Origin of the sequence: Streptomyces lasiicapitis (genome assembly GCF_014646335.1) — a bacterium.
Lineage (GTDB): Bacteria > Actinomycetota > Actinomycetes > Streptomycetales > Streptomycetaceae > Streptomyces > Streptomyces lasiicapitis.
This window is the reverse complement of record NZ_BMNG01000018.1, coordinates 167,625-185,924: the sequence shown is the minus strand read 5'-3', so window position 1 is coordinate 185,924 and position 18,300 is coordinate 167,625. Positions and strand designations below refer to the sequence as shown.

16 protein-coding genes are annotated in these 18,300 nt (G+C 71.0%); 7 read left to right on the top strand and 9 right to left on the bottom strand.

Features of this window, described 5'->3' with window-relative positions:
- The first annotated feature begins 85 nt into the window (after positions 1-85).
- A complete protein-coding gene (locus tag IEY91_RS34555; protein ID WP_164324273.1) occupies positions 86-1,444 on the top strand; it encodes an LCP family protein in 1,359 nt (452 codons plus the stop codon).
- A 186-nt stretch (positions 1,445-1,630) separates the two neighbouring features.
- The gene (locus IEY91_RS34550) at positions 1,631-2,812 is read left to right on the top strand and encodes a dipeptidase (protein ID WP_189176992.1); all 1,182 of its coding nucleotides are present in this window, start codon (positions 1,631-1,633) and stop codon (positions 2,810-2,812) included.
- Positions 2,813-2,863: 51 nt separating this feature from the next.
- Here the strand turns inward: IEY91_RS34550 and IEY91_RS34545 are convergent, their stop codons facing one another.
- Positions 2,864-3,262 (bottom strand): VOC family protein, encoded by a 399-nt coding sequence (locus IEY91_RS34545; RefSeq protein WP_164324270.1) that lies wholly within the window; start codon positions 3,260-3,262, stop codon positions 2,864-2,866.
- A 101-nt stretch (positions 3,263-3,363) separates the two neighbouring features.
- Between IEY91_RS34545 and IEY91_RS34540 the strand changes: the two genes are divergently transcribed.
- Positions 3,364-3,879: a CGNR zinc finger domain-containing protein gene (locus tag IEY91_RS34540; RefSeq protein WP_164324268.1), complete on the top strand. Its 516-nt coding sequence runs from the start codon at positions 3,364-3,366 to the stop codon at positions 3,877-3,879.
- 113 nt (positions 3,880-3,992) lie between these two features.
- On the opposite strand, the gene IEY91_RS34535 is transcribed toward IEY91_RS34540, so the two are convergent.
- On the bottom strand, positions 3,993-5,318 hold the full coding sequence (locus tag IEY91_RS34535) for a UDP-glucose dehydrogenase family protein (RefSeq protein WP_189176991.1): 1,326 nt from the start codon (positions 5,316-5,318) through the stop codon (positions 3,993-3,995).
- Between the two features lie 240 nt (positions 5,319-5,558).
- Between IEY91_RS34535 and IEY91_RS34530 the strand changes: the two genes are divergently transcribed.
- Positions 5,559-6,716 (top strand): acyl-CoA dehydrogenase family protein, encoded by a 1,158-nt coding sequence (locus IEY91_RS34530; RefSeq protein WP_164324264.1) that lies wholly within the window; start codon positions 5,559-5,561, stop codon positions 6,714-6,716.
- Between the two features lie 61 nt (positions 6,717-6,777).
- On the opposite strand, the gene IEY91_RS34525 is transcribed toward IEY91_RS34530, so the two are convergent.
- From IEY91_RS34525 to IEY91_RS34510, 4 genes are all read right to left on the bottom strand, one after another.
- A complete protein-coding gene (locus tag IEY91_RS34525; protein ID WP_189176990.1) occupies positions 6,778-7,716 on the bottom strand; it encodes an alpha/beta fold hydrolase in 939 nt (312 codons plus the stop codon).
- 174 nt (positions 7,717-7,890) lie between these two features.
- Positions 7,891-9,105 carry a dipeptidase gene (locus tag IEY91_RS34520; protein WP_229697421.1) on the bottom strand — a complete coding sequence of 405 codons (1,215 nt, stop codon included), beginning with the start codon at positions 9,103-9,105 and terminating at the stop codon, positions 7,891-7,893.
- 4 nt (positions 9,106-9,109) lie between these two features.
- Entirely contained in the window at positions 9,110-9,643 is a 534-nt protein-coding gene (gene purE, locus IEY91_RS34515; protein ID WP_164324261.1) for a 5-(carboxyamino)imidazole ribonucleotide mutase, read from the bottom strand.
- Positions 9,640-10,803 (bottom strand): 5-(carboxyamino)imidazole ribonucleotide synthase, encoded by a 1,164-nt coding sequence (locus IEY91_RS34510; protein ID WP_164324259.1) that lies wholly within the window; start codon positions 10,801-10,803, stop codon positions 9,640-9,642. The genes purE and IEY91_RS34510 overlap by 4 nt, the downstream gene beginning before the upstream one ends.
- 243 nt (positions 10,804-11,046) lie before the next feature.
- On the opposite strand from IEY91_RS34510, the gene IEY91_RS34505 reads away from it, so the two are divergent.
- A complete protein-coding gene (locus IEY91_RS34505; RefSeq protein ID WP_164328471.1) occupies positions 11,047-11,595 on the top strand; it encodes a GtrA family protein in 549 nt (182 codons plus the stop codon).
- Between the two features lie 52 nt (positions 11,596-11,647).
- Here the strand turns inward: IEY91_RS34505 and IEY91_RS34500 are convergent, their stop codons facing one another.
- Entirely contained in the window at positions 11,648-12,964 is a 1,317-nt protein-coding gene (locus tag IEY91_RS34500) for a sensor histidine kinase (protein ID WP_189176989.1), read from the bottom strand.
- A 106-nt stretch (positions 12,965-13,070) separates the two neighbouring features.
- Positions 13,071-13,748, bottom strand: coding sequence for a response regulator transcription factor (locus IEY91_RS34495; RefSeq protein ID WP_164324255.1), 678 nt, complete (start codon positions 13,746-13,748; stop codon positions 13,071-13,073).
- 508 nt (positions 13,749-14,256) lie between these two features.
- Between IEY91_RS34495 and IEY91_RS34490 the strand changes: the two genes are divergently transcribed.
- Positions 14,257-15,747 (top strand): peptide MFS transporter, encoded by a 1,491-nt coding sequence (locus tag IEY91_RS34490; protein WP_164324253.1) that lies wholly within the window; start codon positions 14,257-14,259, stop codon positions 15,745-15,747.
- A 127-nt stretch (positions 15,748-15,874) separates the two neighbouring features.
- Complete coding sequence (locus IEY91_RS34485) at positions 15,875-16,720, top strand: alpha/beta hydrolase family protein (RefSeq protein ID WP_189176988.1); 846 nt, start codon at positions 15,875-15,877, stop codon at positions 16,718-16,720.
- Between the two features lie 111 nt (positions 16,721-16,831).
- Here the strand turns inward: IEY91_RS34485 and IEY91_RS34480 are convergent, their stop codons facing one another.
- Entirely contained in the window at positions 16,832-18,235 is a 1,404-nt protein-coding gene (locus IEY91_RS34480; RefSeq protein WP_189177022.1) for a hypothetical protein, read from the bottom strand.
- Positions 18,236-18,300: the final 65 nt, after the last annotated feature.

The following is an 18,300-nucleotide window of genomic DNA, read 5'->3' as shown; positions in this document are numbered from 1 at the left end:
ACATTGCATCAGCTCTGCAACAGCACTGACCCGAATCAATGCCCTCCCTGTGAGGCGCACGGTGCGGCACTGCACACTAAGCCACATGAGCGATTGGCCAGACGCGCGGAACAGCAACGGTGACCGCCACGGGTACGGCAGCGGCAGTGCACAGCCCGAGGGCGCCCGTTCGATGCGCCATGTCCAGCGCGGCGGCCCCTCCGCCCCTGGTCAGCCCGGCTCGGTCCCGCGCCAGCCTTCGTACGACGACGACGTGTACGACGACCTGTACCGCGACCAGCGCGCGCAGAACCCCCAGGGCCAGGGCGGCCCCCAGGGCGACTACGACAGCGGCTACAACACCGGCCAGGTCTACGGCTCCCCCGCCGGGCGCGGCAACGGCCCGCAGGGCCCCGGCGGACCGGACGGCCCGCCCGCCCCGCCGCGCGCGCCGAAGCCCCCGGTCAACTGGAAGAAGCGCATCACCTGGGGCCTGGTCACGTTCCTCGCCCTGCTGCTCATCGTCTCCGTGAGCACGTACTTCTGGGCCGACTCCAAGCTCAAGCGCGAGGTCGACCTGTCGAAGGTCATCGAGCGGCCCGACGGCGGCAAGGGCACGAACTACCTGATCGTCGGCTCCGACAGCCGCGCGGGCATGTCCGACGAGGAGAAGAAGAAGCTCCACACCGGCTCCGCCGCGGGCAAGCGCACGGACTCGATGATGATCCTGCACGTCGCGGACGACGGCGGGAACACGATGATCTCGCTGCCGCGCGACTCGAACGTCATGATCCCCTCCTTCAAGGGCTCGGACTCCGGCAAGCTCTACCCGGCGCGGAACTGCGACACGACGACTCAGGTCTGCAAGAAGCTGAACGCCGCGTACGGGGAGGACGGCCCCGAGCTGCTCGTGCGCACCGTCGAGGCCAACATGGGCCTGCGCATCGACCACTACGCCGAGATCGGCTTCGGCGGCTTCGCCAAGATCGTGGACGCGGTCGGCGGCGTCGAGCTGGACATCCCCAAGGGCTTCAAGGACAAGAAGTCCGGCGCCGACTTCGAGGCGGGCAAGCAGACCCTGAACGGCGAGGAGGCCCTGGCCTTCGTCCGCACCCGCTACGCCCTGCCGGGCAGCGACCTGGACCGCACCAAGAACCAGCAGAAGTTCCTGGCCGCGCTCGCCAACCAGGCGGCGACGCCCGGCACGGTCATGAACCCGTTCAAGCTCTACCCCACGATGGGCGCGGGCCTGGACACGCTGATCGTCGACAAGGACATGGACCTGATGGACGTGGCCTCCATGTTCTGGGCCATGAAGGGCGTCACCGGCGGCGACGGCAAGTCGATGAACATGCCGATCTCGGGGTTCTCGGGCGGCAACGTCGTCTGGGACAAGGCCAAGGTCAAGCAGCTGGTGTCGCAGCTCAACAACGACGAGAAGGTGACGGTGTCCAGCACCAACTAGGACGGGCACCGACGCGGGCAACAGCTCGACGGCCCCGGTTTCGCGCGCAGGCGCGGGCCGGGGACGTCGGCGTACCCCGAACGCCCCGTCCGCCGCGAAGCCGGGCGGGCGCCGTGGCACGGTGGTTCGACCACCACTGAAGCGCCACCACCGAGAAGTGCCACCACCGACCCGCGGAGCCCTGCCATGGCGGACCTGCAGGACGAACTCGACTCCCCCGCCGAAGCCGGGGAGAACGACGACCGGCGTACCGCGCCGACCCCCACGGACGACACCTTCACGGACGACACCTGGGTACCCGCGCCGGAGACCGCGCCGGAGCCGGAACCCGAGCCGGAGCCCCTGGAGCCCGACCTCCGCGACGCCCTGGAGCGCGCCCGGGACCTCCTCACCGCGCACCCCGTCGCCGACGGCTACAGCGGACTGCCCTCGGCGCTGTGGGAACTCCCTTGGTACGACCTGGAGTTGGGCGACAGCGGCCTGGAGACCGACCTGCCGCGGCTGCGGGCGGGCCGCGTCGGCATGCAGTTCTGGTCGCTCCAGGTGCCCGACGGGCAGCCCGAGGGCGACCGCGCGGTCAGCTCGGCGCTGGAGCAGCTCGACCTCGTACGGCACGTCGTCGGCCGCTACGCGAACGGTCTGCGGGTGGCCCGCGACGCCTCCGAGACCACCGACGCCCGCAACTGCGGCCGCATCGCCACGCTGATCGGCCCGGCGAGCGGCCGCGCCATCGGCGACTCGCTCGGCGCCCTGCGCCAGCTCCACACGCTCGGCCTGAGCTCGCTGACGCTGTCCGGTACGTCGTGGGCGGGCGAGAGCGGTCTCACCCCGTTCGGCGAGGAGGTGGTGCGGGAGATGAACCGGCTCGGCGTCCTCGCCGACCTCTCCGGTTCGTCCCCGGCGACCGCGCGCCGGGTGCTCGCCGTCTCCAAGGCGCCGGTCCTGTGGACGCGCTCCGGGGCCCGCGCGCTGCGCGAGCACCCCGCCAACCTGGACGACGAGATGCTCGCGGCGGTGGGCCGCATGAAGGGCCTGTGCCTGGTGCCGTTCGCGGCGGACCGGACGGGGCCCGCGCTCGGCGACGTCGCGGACCACATGGAGCACGTGCGCCGCGTCGCGGGGGCCGACTGCGTCGGGATCTCCGGCATGTACGACACCCGGTCCGCGCACCCCGGCGAGCTGACCGACGCCTCCCGCTACCCGCGGCTGGTCGCCGAGCTGCTCCGCCGCGGCTGGCCCGAGGCCGATGTCGCGGCGCTGACCTGGGGCAACGTACAGCGTGTGCTGCGCGGCGCGGACTTCACGGCGCGGGCGGCGCGGGAACGCCGTGGGGCGTCGACGGCGACGATCGGGAGGCTGGACAGCTGAGGCCGCCGGGTCTCAGCAGCTCCCCCGGGGCCCAGCAGCTCCTCCGGCCCCTCAGGGGATCATGCACAGGCAGAACGGGTGGCCCGCCGGGTCCGCGTACACGCGGAAGTCGCGCTTGCCGTCGCCGTCGTCGAGGTCCAGCGGGCGCGCGCCGAGGGCGAGTACGCGCTTCTCGGCGGCGTCGACGTCCGCCCATGTCGGGCCCGCGTCCAGGTCCAGGTGGAGCTGCTGGGCGTTCTTGTCGGAGCGGGGCCACTCGGCCGTGGCGAGGTCGGCGACGCGCTGGAAGGAGACCTTCACGCGGCCGGGGGCGACCAGGTCGACCCACTGGCCGTCGCCGTCCTCGTCGTGGATCGTGCCGCCGATGATCTCGGCGTAGAACTCGGCGAGGCCGCGCGGGTCGGGACAGTCGAGGACGACGTTGTGCAGGCGGGCGACTGGGGCAGCCATGACCTCTCCTCGGTTCGGTTGTCTCGGTTACCGGCAGATGCTCTTCTCCGGTAACCGCTCTGGTTACCCCATAGTGGCCTCGTACGGGTAACGTCGCAACCATGAATGCAAGAGTGCCCGCGCCCGGCGGCCTCGCGCTGATCCAGGACCTGGTGAACACGCTCGACATCGAGACGGGTGCCGATCAGCTCGACACCGAGGCGGGGCGGGCCCGGCTCGGCCTCGCGGCGGCGGAGGTGGAGGCGGCGCGGGAGCTGCGGGAGTCGCTGCGGGCCGTGTGCCTCGCCCACGCCGGGCACGCGCCGCATCAGGAGGTACGTCCCCTCGGTGAACTCCTCGCCGCCGCGCCCCTGTTGGTGCGGGTCAGCGCCGCCGACGGGTCCGCGACGCTCGGCCCCGCGGATCCGCGCCCGCTCGCCTCACGCGTGGCGGCGGCCGTCGCGGAGAGCCTCGCTGCGGGCACCTGGGCCCGCCTCAAGGCGTGCGAGGCCGTGACGTGCCGCTGGGCGTACTACGACCGCAGCCCCGGCGGGCGGGGCCGCTGGTGCGACATGGGGGTGTGCGGGGCGCGGGCGAAGATGCGGGCGTACCGCGCGCGAAGGGCTGCGCCCCGCTGACCGGGTAGCGCCGTTGGACCCCGGGTCCGTGGCGCGTGCGGGTGCGTCGTGGCTGGTCGCGCCCACGCGGCGGAGCCGCAGATCGACGCGGCCCCGCGCCCCTTACGGGGCGTCTACGCGCCCGGGCGCCCCATGGCCCGGTAGGTCCAACCAGCCGCACGCCACACCACGGGGTCGAGCGCGTTGCGGCCGTCCAGGATGACCCGGCGCCCGACCACCTCGCCGAGCGCATCGACGTCCAGCTCGCGGAACTCGCGCCACTCCGTGAGGTGCAGTACGACGTCGGCGCCGCGCACGGCCTCCTCGGCGGAGTCGGCGTACCCGAGGGTCGGGAAGAGGCGGCGGGCGTTGGCCATGCCCTTGGGGTCGTACACGGTGACCTGGCCGCCCTGGAGGTGGATCTGGCCGGCCACGTTGAGGGCGGGCGAGTCGCGCACGTCGTCCGAGTCCGGCTTGAAGGCCGCCCCGAGGACCGCGACCCGCTTGCCCAGGAAGGACCCGCCGCCCACGGCCTCGCGCGCCAGCTCCACCATGTGCCCGCGGCGCCGCATGTTGATCGAGTCGACCTCGCGCAGGAAGGTCAGCGCCTGGTCGGCGCCCAGCTCACCGGCGCGCGCCATGAACGCGCGGATGTCCTTGGGCAGACAGCCGCCGCCGAAGCCGATGCCGGCGCGCAGGAACTTCTTCCCGATGCGGTCGTCGTAGCCGAGGGCCTCGGCGAGCTTCACCACGTCGCCGTCGGCGGCCTCGCACACCTCGGCCATGGCGTTGATGAAGGAGATCTTCGTGGCCAGGAAGGAGTTCGCGGAGGTCTTCACCAGCTCGGCGGTCGGGAAGTCCGTGACGACGAACGGGGACCCTTCGGCGACCGGCGTCGCGTACACCTCGCGCAGCAGCTTCTCGGCGCGCTCGCTGCGTACGCCGACGACGATGCGGTCGGGGTGCAGGGTGTCGTTGACGGCGAGGCCCTCGCGCAGGAACTCCGGGTTCCAGGCCAGCTCGACCCCGTCGGGCAGCAGCCGCGCGAGCCGGTCGGCCGAGCCCACCGGCACCGTGGACTTGCCGACCACGAGCGCGCCCGACCTCACGTGCGGGGCGAGGGAGGCGAAGGCGGAGTCGACGTAGGTCATGTCGCAGGCGTACTCGCCGTGCTTCTGCGGGGTGTTCACGCAGACGAAGTGCACGTCCCCGAAGGCGCCCGCCTCGGCGAAGTCCATGGTGAAGCGGAGCCGGCCGCTGGCGCCCTCGATGCCCGCGACGTGCTTGCGGAGCAGCTCCTCGAGGCCCGGCTCGTACATCGGGACCTCGCCGCGCTGGAGCATCTCGATCTTCTCGGGCACGACGTCGAGGCCGAGCACCTCGAAGCCGAGCTCGGCCATGGCCGCGGCGTGGGTGGCGCCGAGATAACCGGTGCCGATCACGGTGATCTTGAGGGCCATGCGGTGCTCCAGTGAATCGGGGTTCCTGCGTACGTCTGCCTCTGTGTACCCACGCGCGTGTGCCGCGCGAGCGCGTCGCCCGAGCATAGTCCTGGCGTAACGGGGGCCTTCACCGGGCACGTCTTCCCCTGTCGTCAAGCTCACGTATCCCTGACGTGGGCAGACCCCTAAAATTCGGGTTACCCAACGTGTTACTTAACGGTAATTAGCATCCGCAGCATCCTTGGAGCGTGAGAGACCTTGGCCGGATCGGCTGACTTCGACCTGTACCGCCCGTCCGAGGAGCACGACATGCTCCGGGACGCGATCCGTTCGCTCGCCGAGGCGAAGATCGCGCCGTTCGCCGCCGCGGTGGACGAGGAGGCCCGCTTCCCGCAGGAGGCGCTCGACGCGCTGACCGCGAACGACCTGCACGCCGTGCACGTGCCGGAGGAGTTCGGCGGCGCCGGCGCCGACGCGCTCGCCACCGTCATCGTGATCGAGGAGGTGGCGCGCGTCTGCGCGTCCTCGTCCCTGATCCCGGCCGTGAACAAGCTGGGCTCGCTCCCCGTGATCCTCTCGGGCTCCGAGGACCTGAAGAAGAAGTACATGACGCCGCTCGCCAAGGGCGACGCGATGTTCTCGTACTGTCTCTCCGAGCCGGACGCGGGCTCGGACGCGGCGGGCATGAAGACCCGCGCGGTGCGCGACGGCGACTTCTACGTGCTGAACGGCGTGAAGCGCTGGATCACCAACGCGGGCGTCTCCGAGTACTACACGGTGATGGCCGTCACCGACCCCGAGAAGCGCTCCAAGGGCATCTCGGCGTTCGTCGTCGAGAAGTCCGACGAGGGCGTCTCCTTCGGCGCCCCGGAGAAGAAGCTCGGCATCAAGGGCTCCCCGACCCGCGAGGTCTACCTCGACAACGTCCGCATCCCCGCCGACCGCATGATCGGCGAGGAGGGCACCGGCTTCGCCACCGCCATGAAGACCCTGGACCACACCCGCATCACCATCGCGGCCCAGGCCCTCGGCATCGCCCAGGGCGCCCTCGACTACGCCAAGGGCTACGTCCAGGAGCGCAAGCAGTTCGGCAAGCCGATCGGCGACTTCCAGGGCGTGCAGTTCATGCTCGCCGACATGGCCATGAAGATCTCCGCGGCCCGCGCCCTGACGTACCAGGCCGCCGCGGCCTCGGAGCGCGGCGACGCCGACCTCACCTACCTCGGCGCCGCAGCCAAGTGCTTCGCCTCCGACGTCGCCATGGAAGCCACCACGGACGCCGTCCAGCTCCTCGGCGGCTACGGCTACACGCGCGACTACCCGGTCGAGCGCATGATGCGCGACGCCAAGATCACGCAGATTTATGAGGGCACGAACCAGGTCCAGCGCATCGTGATGGCGCGGAACCTGCCGTAGTCCGGAGTCCGGGGTCCTCGGCTGGGCCGAGGACCCCGGGATTCGCTGGGGACCCCGGAGTTCAGCCGAGGAACTCGGTCAGCTTCTCGATGACGAAGTCCGGCTGCTCCTCCGGCAGGTAGTGGCCGCTGTCCGGCACCGCGAGCACGCGGACGTCGGTGCCGTGGGCCGCGAGGCGGTCCTGGAGGTAGGCGTAGTTGGTCTCGCCGCCGAGGCCGAGTATCGGCGCCCGCACTCGTTCGTACGTCGCGAAGTCGGCGATGTCCTGGGTGAAGGCCTGGTACCAGCCGTTGCCCGCGCGGATCGCGGCCGCGGTGGAGTAGGCGCGTGTGTAGACGGCGCGCGCGTGCTCGCCGATCGAGGCGGGGTCCTTGAGCTGGTAGGTGAAGAGCCAGTCGTTCAAGAGGTCCGCGCGGCCTTCGAGCAGCCGCTCCGGGAGCCCCTTGACCTGGTTGAAGGCGAACCACCAGAGGTAGATGCCGGGCCCCTCGCGCCAGTCCGCACCGTTCTCGGGGAGCAGCGGGAGCTTGCGCATCCACTCGTCGGGGTGCGCGACGTCCAGCACGGCGAGCTTCCGGGTGGCCTCGGGGTGGTTGGCGGCGTAGGCGTACGCGACCATGGCGCCGATGTCGTGCCCGGCGAGGTGCACGCTGTCGTGGCCGAGGTGGCGGATGAGTTCGTGGACGTCTCGCGCCATCGTCTTCTTGTCGTAGCCGCCCGCCGGCTTCGCCGAGCCGCCCATGCCGCGCAGGTCCACGGCGATCACGCGGTAGTGGCGGGCCAGCTCAGGCATGATCTTGTGGAACTGCCACCAGGTCTGCGGCCAGCCGCCGAGCAGGACCAGGGGCTCGCCGCTGCCGCCGGAGACGTAGTGCAGCGTGGTGCCGTTCACGTCGGCGTGCGCGCTGGTGAAGTCGCCTTCCAGGGAACGGGCCAGCTCCGGGTCCGTCAGCCGTACGTCCGTCAGCCGTGCGTCAGTCACATCTGCCTCGTCGGTCATGTTGGTCTCCCCCACTCACAGTTATGGACCATTCGTTTCATTACCCGGACAGGCGGGTGCTTGCACCCCTCCGGTACGAGAACGCTAACCCATTTGGATCGATCAGTCCATAACTCGGCACGAAAGCGGGGCGCGGCCCCAACAGCCGCGCCCCGCAAGCAAGCTGAGTCGGCGTCAGCCGTCCAGTTGCTCCAGTGTCGCGATCGACGGGCCGCGGGTCGCGGTGAGCTCGCGGGACACGTCCTCCGCCGCGGCCAGGACGCGTACGGCGTTGTGCCACGTCAGTTTGGCGAGGTCCGGCTTGGACCAGCCGCGGGTGTGGAGTTCCGCGATCAGGTTGGGGTAGCCGGCGACGTCGTCCAGGCCGGACGGTGTGAACGCCGTGCCGTCGTAGTCGCCGCCGATGCCGATGTGGTCGATGCCGGCGACCTCGCGCATGTGGTCGAGGTGGTCGGCGACCGTGGCGGCGGTGGCGATCGGGCGCGGGGTCGACTCCTCGAAGGCCGCGTGCACCTTCATCGCCTCGGGGGTGGTGTCGAGGTGGTGGAAGCCGTAGGCGCGCATGTTCTCGTCGGCCGCAAGGGTCCAGTCGACCGCCGCCTGGAGCACGAACTTCGGTACGAAGGTGGCCATGGCGACGCCGCCGTTCGCGGGCAGGCGTTCCAGGACGTCGTCCGGGATGTTGCGCGGGTGGTCGCACACCGCGCGGGCGGAGGAGTGGGAGAAGATCACCGGGGCGACGGAGGTGTCCAGCGCCGCCCGCATCGTCGTCGCCGCCACGTGCGAGAGGTCCACCAGCATGCCCAGGCGGTTCATCTCCCGGACCACCTCGTGGCCGAACGGGGAGAGCCCGCCGACGCCGGGCTCGTCCGTCGCCGAGTCGGCCCAGGCGATGTTGTCGTTGTGCGTGAGCGTCATGTAGCGCACGCCGAGCGTGTGCAGCGCCCTCAGGGTGGCCAGGGAGTTGTTGATCGAGTGGCCGCCCTCGGCGCCCATCAGGGAGGCGATGCGGCCCTCGCTCCTGGCCGCCTCCATGTCGGCCGCGGTGTGCGCGGCGCGCAGGTCCGCGGGGTAGCGGGCCAGCAACTGACGTACGCAGTCGATCTGTTCGAGCGTCGCGCTGACCGCGGTGTCGCCCGCCATGTCCGCGCGGACGTACACCGACCAGAACTGCGCACCGACACCGCCCGCGCGCAGCCGCGCGATGTCCGTGTGCAGGCTGCCGGTCTGGTCGGCGGCGATGTCCAGGCGGTCGATGTCGTACCCGGCCTTCTCGCGCAGCGCCCACGGCAGGTCGTTGTGACCGTCCACGACGGGGAACTCGGCGAGCAGGGAGCGGGCTTCGGCGAGGGACTCGGGCGATGCGGTCACCGCGGGCTCGTTGGTCATGCGATCACTTTCCCGAGCCGAAGCCGAAACCGGAACCCGCGCCTTCGACCTTGGCGCGAAGGCGCTTGCCCTTCTCCGTGGCCTGGTCGTTCAGCTCCTGCTGGAACTCCCGCATCCGGGAGGCGAGTTCGTCGTCGTGCGCCGCGAGCATGCGCGCGGCGAGCAGCCCCGCGTTACGCGCGCCGCCCACAGAGACGGTCGCGACGGGCACGCCCGCGGGCATCTGCACGATGGACAGGAGGCTGTCCATGCCGTCGAGGTACTTGAGCGGGACGGGGACGCCGATCACCGGCAGCGTGGTGACCGAGGCGAGCATGCCGGGCAGATGGGCCGCGCCGCCCGCGCCCGCGATGATCGCCTTCAGGCCGCGCTCCTCGGCGTGCTCGCCGTACGCGATCATCTCGCGCGGCATGCGGTGCGCGGAGACGACGTCGACCTCGTAGGGGATCTCGAACTCGTCGAGGGCCTTCGCGGCCGCTTCCATGACGGGCCAGTCCGAGTCGGAGCCCATGACGATGCCAACAACGGGAGAAGTCATTCGGTGATCGTCCCTCTGAGGTAGCCGGCCGCGTGACGGGCGCGCTCGAGCACGTCGTCAAGGTCGTCGCCGTAGGTGTTGACGTGGCCGACCTTGCGGCCGGGCTTCACGTCCTTGCCGTACATGTGGATCTTCAACTGCGGGTCGCGCGCCATGCAGTGCAGGTACGCGGCGTACATGTCGGGGTAGTCACCGCCGAGGACGTTCGCCATGACCGTCCACTTCGCGCGCGGGCGCGGGTCGCCGAGCGGCAGATCGAGGACCGCGCGGACGTGGTTGGCGAACTGTGAGGTGATCGCCCCGTCCTGGCTCCAGTGGCCGGAATTGTGCGGTCGCATCGCCAGTTCGTTGACCAGGACGCGGCCGTCGGGGGTCTCGAACAGCTCGACGGCGAGGTGCCCGACGACACCCAGCTCCTTGGCCACGCGCAGCGCCAGCTCCTGCGCCCGACCGGCAAGGTCCTCGGAGAGGCCGGGGGCGGGCGCGATCACCGTGTCGCAGACGCCGTCGACCTGGCGGGACTCCACGACGGGATACGCCACGGCCTGGCCGTGCGGCGAGCGGACGACGTTCGCCGCCAGCTCCCGTACGAAGCCGACCATCTCCTCGGCGAGCACCGGGACGCCCGCGCGGAACGGCTCGGCGGCCTGTTCGGGCGAGCGCACGACCCATACGCCCTTGCCGTCGTACCCGCCGCGCACGGTCTTGAGGACGACGGGGAAACCGTCGCTCTCCGTGTCACCGGCCGCGACCCCCTCGGCCGCGAAGGCGGCCACGTCGGCCGGGTCCTTCACGATCCGATGGCGCGGGCAGGGCACGCCGAGCTCGTCGAGCTTCGCGCGCATCACGCCCTTGTCCTGGGCGTTCACCAATGCGTCGGGCCCCGGGCGCACGGGGATGCCGTCCGCCTCCAGGGCCCGTAGATGCTCGGTGGGTACATGTTCGTGATCGAAAGTGATCACATCGCAGCCCCGCGCGAAGTCACGCAGCGTATCCAGGTCGCGGTAGTCGCCGATGACGACATCGCTGACGACCTGCGCCGCGGAATCCTGCGGGGTGTCACTGAGGAGCTTGAACCTGATGCCGAGCGGGATGCCCGCCTCGTGTGTCATACGAGCGAGCTGCCCCCCGCCGACCATGCCGACTACCGGGAACGTCACACCCACAGGGTATCGGCCATCCGGGAGCGGCCCGATCCGTGCACTGGCGTCACAGCGGTGCCACAGAGTGGCAGCGCCCACGAGCGCCGACGGAGGTCGCTGGTTAGCATGGCTGGGTTGACGCGACCGAAACGGCGGACCACCGAGTACATCGAAGGCGGCGACAGCACACCACCGCACGACATCGACTCGACATCGATCCCGTCGGCGGGACCATTCACATCGACGGGGGCTGGGGCGACCATGACGGAGCGCGGCGCACTGAGGGTGCGTTTCGACCAACTCGCACGCGAAGTAGCCAAGTTCGGGGCCGTGGGGGCGGTCGGAACGCTGGTCAACTTCGCCGTGTTCAACCTCGTACGCCACCTCACGGATCTGCAGGTGGTGCGCGCGAGCGTCATCGCCACCGTCGTCGCGATCGCCTTCAACTACGTGGGGTTCCGGTACTTCACCTACCGTGACCGCGACAAGAGCGGCCGCACCAAGGAGCTGACGCTCTTCCTGCTGTTCAGCGCGGTCGGCCTGGTCATCGAGAACGGCGTTCTGTACGTCGCCACGTACGGGTTCGACTGGGACAGCCGGCTGCAGTCCAACGTCTTCAAGTTCGTCGGCATGGGCATCGCGACCCTGTTCCGCTTCTGGTCCTACCGGACCTGGGTGTTCCGTACGCTGCCGGCCCGCGAGGCCGTGGCACATGCGGAATCGTTCCTGGAGGGGCCGGAGGGCGAGCGGGAGCGCGGGCGGGACGAGGAGCGGTCGGGCAGCGGCTCGGGGGCTCGGCGAGCGGGCTGAGGCGGCTCAGCGGACTGTGCTGAGGAAGCTCAGCGGACTGTACTGAGGCGGCTCAGCGGATCGTCTCGTCCGTCACGTCTGTGTCTTCGCGGGACTCGTGGGACTCGTAGGACTCGTGGGACCGGCCTTCCCGGTACGACGGCGTACGTGACAGGAACAGTCCGAACACCGGCGGCTTGCCCTGGAGCATCTCCAGGCGGCCCCCGTCCGCTTCGGCCAGATCCCGGGCCACCGCCAGGCCGATCCCGGTCGAATTGCGGCCGCTGATGGCGCGCTCGAAGATCCGCGCGCCGAGGTCTGCGGGCACGCCCGGACCGCTGTCGGTGACCTCCACGACGGCCTGGTTGCCGGTGACGCGGGTGCGCAGGGCGACGGTGCCGCCGCCGTGCATGAGGGAGTTCTCGATCAGCGCCGCGAGGACCTGGGCGACCGCGCCCGGGGTGCCGACCGCGTGCAGATGGCGCTTGCCGGAGCTGACGATGGCGCGGCCCGCGCTGCGGTAGGCCGGGCGCCACTCCTCCAGCTGCTGCTTGATCACCTCGTCCAGGTCGAAGGTGACGGCGGAGCCCGTGCTGGGGTCGCGGGAGTTGGTGAGCAGCCGCTCGACGACGTCCGTGAGGCGCTCGACCTGCGTGAGGGCGACCGTGGCCTCCTCCTTCACCTGGTCCAGGTCGTCGGTGAGGGTGATCTCCTCCAGGCGCATGGACAGGGCCGTCAGCGGGGTGCGGAGCTGGTGGGACGCGTCGGCCGCGAGGCGGCGCTCGGCGGTGAGCATGCGGGCGATCCGCTCGGCGCTGCCGTCCAGGACGTCGGCGACGCGGTCCAGCTCCGGGACGCCGTAGCGGCGGTGGCGGGGGCGGGGGTCGCCCGAGCCGAGGCGTTCGGCGGTCTCCGCGAGGTCGGTGAGGGGGGAGGTCAGGCGGTTGGCCTGGCGTACGGCGAGCAGGACCGCGGCGACGATCGCGAGGAGGGCAACGCCGCCGATGATCAGCAGGGTGCGGCCGACCTCCTGGGTGACCGCGGTGCGGGGCTCCTCGACCGTGACGATCTCGCCCTCCTCGCCGTCCCGGGTGGCGCGGATCACGTCGCCCGTGGGGCGGGTGCCGACCTCGATGGGGGCGCGGCCGGGGATCTCGATGCGGGCGTAGCGGTCGGTGTCGACCTGCTTGCGCAGCACCTCACCGCTGACGCGTTCGTCGCTGAGCAGACGGCTGTCGACGATGCCCGCCAGACGCAACGCCTCGGAGTCCACGCGCTCCTGGGCGCTGTTGCTGATCGTGCGGGTCTCGACGATCACCAGCGAGACGCCGAAGACGGCGATCACTACGAGTACGACGGCGAGGGTCGAGTTGATGAGACGACGACGCACAGGGCCCTCCGGCCGGGCGGGGTGACGGACCCCCTCAGTGTCCCCCGGGGCGGGGACGACAGCCGCCCCCGCCGCTGCGCGGAGCCCTCCGGGTGGGCCGCGGGGGCTAGCTCTTCTCGAAGCGGAAGCCGACGCCGCGGACCGTGGCGATGTACCGCGGGTTCGCCGCGTCGTCGCCGAGCTTCTTGCGGAGCCAGGAGATGTGCATGTCGAGGGTCTTGGTGGAGGACCACCAGGTCGTGTCCCAGACCTCGCGCATGAGCTGGTCGCGGGTCACGACGCGGCCCGCGTCGCGGACGAGGACCCGCAGCAGGTCGAACTCCTTTGCCGTGAGCTGGAGTTCCTCCTCGCCCATCCAGGCCCGGTGCGACTCGACGTCGATGCGGACGCCGTGCGTGGCGGGCGGCTGCGCGGGCTCGCTGGCGCCGCGCCGCAGCAGGGCCCGGACGCGGGCGAGCAGTTCGGCGAGGCGGAAGGGCTTGGTCACGTAGTCGTCGGCGCCGGCGTCGAGCCCGACCACCGTGTCCACCTCGTCGGCGCGGGCGGTCAGGATGAGGATCGGCACCGTATGACCCTCGGCGCGCAGCCGGCGTGCGACCTCCAGGCCGTCCATGCCGGGCAGGCCCAGGTCGAGCACGACCAGGTCCACGCTGCCCTGCAGCCCCGCGTCGAGGGCGGTGGGACCGTCCTCGCGCACTTCGACCTCGTAGCCCTCGCGGCGCAGGGCGCGGGCCAGTGGCTCCGAGATGGAAGCGTCGTCCTCGGCGAGCAGTACACGGGTCATGGGGTGATGGTAGTCCGCGCCGGACGAGCGTCGAGGGGTGATCGCCGCACGCCCGGGCAGGGGCGGGGCCCAGGGAGCGGAGTCAACCCCTCCGGCATGTGATCCTTGGGGTGGTCTCGTAGACACCTTGGAATGTGTGCCGTTGGTTCCTGCGTCACCTGTGATCCATCTCTCAAGTCCTTCCAAATGCCGAAGTGTCGTGGCGTATGGTGACGAGAAGCCTGTAGCAGCACTCGAAGACCTTCGGCCGCACGCGCTGAAGGTCTCTTCTGTGTGCGGGCTGGTGTTCACCAGCCCGGAAGGAATGACCTGTGGTCGGGCCCCGCACGCGACGATGCGTCCCGGGGTGTGGATCTCGGTGTCTCCGCCCCTCGGCTCCGCGCAGCGGAACGAAACCCCCGTCAGGCGAGGGGGCGGGCGGAACGGCGCCGGTGCCGACCGCCCCCCACCGGGCGCGCCCGCGGCTTCTGCCGCCATCAGGCGCGTCCCGAACCACGAGGATCGACCCATGGCGTCCAGCCTGACGAAGGACTCGGCCAGCACTCCTGGTTCCGAGAAGACCTTCTTCGGCCACCCCCGCGGCCTGGCCACTCTCTTCATGACCGAGATGTGGGAGCGCTTCAGCTTCTACGGCATGAAGGCCCTGCTCCCCCTGTATCTGGTCGCCCCCGGCGGCATGGACATGGATGCCGCCAGCGCGACGGCGATCTTCTCGATCTACATGGCGATGGTGTACCTGCTCGCCATGCCGGGCGGCTGGTTCGCGGACCGCCTGTGGGGCCCGCGCAAGACGATCACGATCGCCGCCCTGGTGATCATGGCGGGGCACGTCACGCTGGCGCTGCCCGGCCAGGGGATGTTCTACCTCGGCCTGGTCCTCGTGGCGATCGGCTCGGGTCTGCTGAAGGCCAACATCTCCACGATGGTGGGCCACCTCTACGACGGCCCGGACGACCCGCGCCGCGACGGCGGCTTCACGCTCTTCTACATCGGCATCAACATGGGCGCCTTCGTCGCCCCGCTGGCCATCGGCACCGTCGGTGAGAAGGTCAACTGGCACCTGGGCTTCGCCCTCGCCGCGTTCGGCATGGGCCTCGGCCTGATCCAGTTCCTGCTCGGCGGCCGCCACCTGAGCGAGCGCAGCAGCGTCGTGCCGAAGCCGGTGGAGAAGCCGGAGCTGATGGGCCTGCTGCGCAAGGCCATGCTGTGGGTCATCGCCGCGGTCGTCTTCTACGGCGTCACCATCGCCACCGATGTCTACACCCTGAACTGGGCGACGGTCCCGATCGCGATCGCCGGTCTGGTCATCCCGATCTGGGTGCTCGCGCGCATCAAGCGCGACAAGGAGCTCGACCAGGTCGAGCAGTCCAAGATGACGGCGTACATCTGGTTCTTCGTCGCCGCCGCCGTGTTCTGGATGATCTACGACCAGGGCGCGTCCACCGTGGCCCTGTTCGGCAAGAACTCCACGGACACCTCGATCCTCGGCTTCGACTTCCCGGTCTCCTGGTACCAGTCGGTCAACCCGGTCCTGATCATGGCCCTGGCCCCGCTGGTCGCCTTCATGTGGCTGGCGCTGAACCGCCGCGGCAAGGAGCCCAGCACGGTCGTGAAGTTCGCGTCCGGTCTGGTCCTGATCGGTGCCTCGTTCTTCGTCTTCCTGATCCCGCTGACCATGGCCGCCGACGGCGAGAAGGTCGGCGCGTACTGGATGGTGGCGATCTACTTCATCCACACCATCGGTGAACTGTGCGTCTCCCCGGTCGGCCTGTCCGTCACCACGAAGATGGCCCCGGAGAAGTACGCCTCGCAGATGCTGGGCGTCTGGTTCCTCGCCGTCACCGCCGGCGACTGCACCACCAGCCTGCTGTCCACCGCGGGCGTCGACCTCAACAAGACCGGCGTGGTCGGCATGGAAGCCACCCTCGCCGTCATCGCGGGCCTCGCGGTCTACATGTACCGCAAGAAGGTCAAGGCGCTCATGGGCGACGTCAACTGACGCCCGCCTGACGCCACACGGCCCGACTGAGGCCGTTCGTACGAACTGAGGGCCGCCGCACCACCCGGTGCGGTGGCCCTTGGCGTTTGCGGCGGCGGCCCGGAGCCCGCCGGGGCACCATCGGCCCATGACCCTGCGCCGAGCGCTGCTGACCCTGGCCCTGTGCGGCTCCCTGCTTTCGTCCAGCGTCGCCGCCGAGGCGGCCCCGGAACCCGAGGCGTCCCGCGCCCCCGAGTTGTTGTCTTACGGCTCGCATCCCCGCCAGACCATCTCCGTGTACGGCGACCGCGGCCCCGCCCTCGTCCTGCTGCACGGCGGCTCCTGGGCGCGCGACACCGACTGGAGCGGCTGGGCCCGCTGGTTCGCGGCGCGCGGCTTCACCGTGTACGAGACCGACTACCGCCTCACGTCCGACGCGGTGTGGCCCGCCCAGCGCGACGACGTCCTGTCCGCCCTGCGCCGGATCGCCGCCCGCCGCCTCCCGGACACCCGGCGGCCGCTGCTGCTCGGCTCGTCGGCGGGCGGGCATCTCGCGGTGAGCGTGGGGGCGTACGGCGACGGAGTCACGTACACACGCGGTGTCGTCGCCCTCTCCCCCGTCGCCTCGCCGTACCGGGCGTGGGCCGACGGCGGCAGGCCCGGCGCGTCGAAGCAGCGGCGGGCGCTGCGGGAGGCGGCGAAACGTCTCGCCGGATGCTCGCCGGACCGGGGCGGGCGGGTCTGCTGGGAGCGGTGGGGCGATCTGGCCGCGAAGTCCCACGCGTCGGGCCCGCGCGACGCGCCCCTGTACCTCGTGCACTCCGTCGGCGACTTCGTGCCGCCCGCGCACTCCGCCGAACTCGCCGCCGCCCAGCGCAGATCGGGCCTGCGCGACATCACCGTGCGCACCCTGCCCGGATCGGCGCACGGCGGCCCGCTCCTGAAGACGCCGGGCCTCGCGGACGACGTACTGCGGTGGCTGCGGGCGCACTAGGCGCTCCGCTGGAAGTCCGGTATGCCACCTGCGGGTGCGTCGTGGCTGGTCGCGCAGTTCCCCGCGCCCCTTCGGGGCGCTGCCACGGCACACCGGACTTCCTGGGACGCGTCAGCGCAGCCCGCGGCGCCTCCTCGGCAGGAACGTGAACACCGCGCCGCCCAGCAGGATCGCCGTGCCCGCGACCAGGCCCAGCGCCCGCAGCGCGCCGTTGCCCTCGCCGCCGGTGTCCGCGAGGCCGCCGCCCGACGTCGCCGCGCCGCCCGCCGAGCCGGAGGCGGAGCCACCCGACGTACCCGAACCGCCCGCGCCGCCGCTGCCCGACGAGCCGCCGGACGCGCCGCCCGGCTGCGCCGACGTGTCGAGCTCCAGGGACACCTGGGTCTTCGCCGGGGTGCACGTCGTGGTCGTACCGAGGGCCTTCACCGTCAGGACGCCCGGCGACAGCGTCGACTTGCCGTCGGCTCCGGGCTTGTACGTGCCCTTCAGGTCGGGGACGGTGATGGGCGCGCCGGACTTGATCGGCTCCTTGTTCGCGGGGCCCTCGACAGGCACCGTGCCCTTGTCGGCGCCGCCGAGGGCGACCTGCATCGACGGGATGACGGAGTTCGCGGGGATGTCGGCGGGGCTGTCCATCACGGACTTCATGAACTGGACCGTGAGGCCGTAACTCCCGCCGTTCTTCTTGGCGTTGATCTGCACCGGCGAGGTGGCTTCCTTGTCGCCGATGGGCGTCTTGCACTTGTAGGGGATCTGGACCTCCTTGCCGGGGAAGTCGGTCTGGCCGTCACCGCCGCCGCTGGAGCCGCCCGCGGCGGACCCGCCGGACGTGCTGCCTCCCGAGCTGCTGCCGCCGGTGGTCGTACCGCCGTCGGCACCGCCGCCGGTCGACGAACCACCGGAGTCCGATCCGCCGGAGTTCCCGCCCGACGTACTGCCGCCGGAGGTGCCGCCGGACGTGGTGCCACCTGACGTGGTGCCGCCCGAACTCCCGCCGCCCTCCGTGACCTTGATGGTCGCCGCGGCCTTCACGGCCTCCTCGGGCTTGCACTTGGTGTCCGTGGAGATGGGCTTGTTGACGTTGATGTCGTACGCGTCCGGGGTGAGCGTCACCTCGCCCGGCTTCGTCAGCTTCAGCTTGCCCTTCATGTCGGACAGGACCATCGGACTGCCCTTGGGAATGGGCGGGTTGGTCCGCGTCCCCTCCAGCTTCAGGTCGCCGCTCTGCGCGCCGCCGACCTTGATCGTGCCGGTGGGCAGCACGGTGTCCTTGCCGAGGTCGAGGATGTCGGGGTTCTTGGACGCGGCCTGGACGGTCTTCCACACCACCTCGACCTCGTCGCCGACCTTCGCCTCGGCCGGCACCTTGACGTCCACCTTGGTGGTGCCGTGCACCGGTGGCAGGTTGGAGATCGGGGGCGGTACGCACTCGGTCTTGTACGCGACCTCGGCGGCGTACGCCGCAGGAGCCGCGGCGAGCACGGTGCCGGCGACGAGTCCCGTGCCGCCGAGCATCAGGGCGACACCGGCCGCCGTCGCTCTCGTACGGGGTGGTGCCGCTCCCGCCGCCCTCGCGCTCC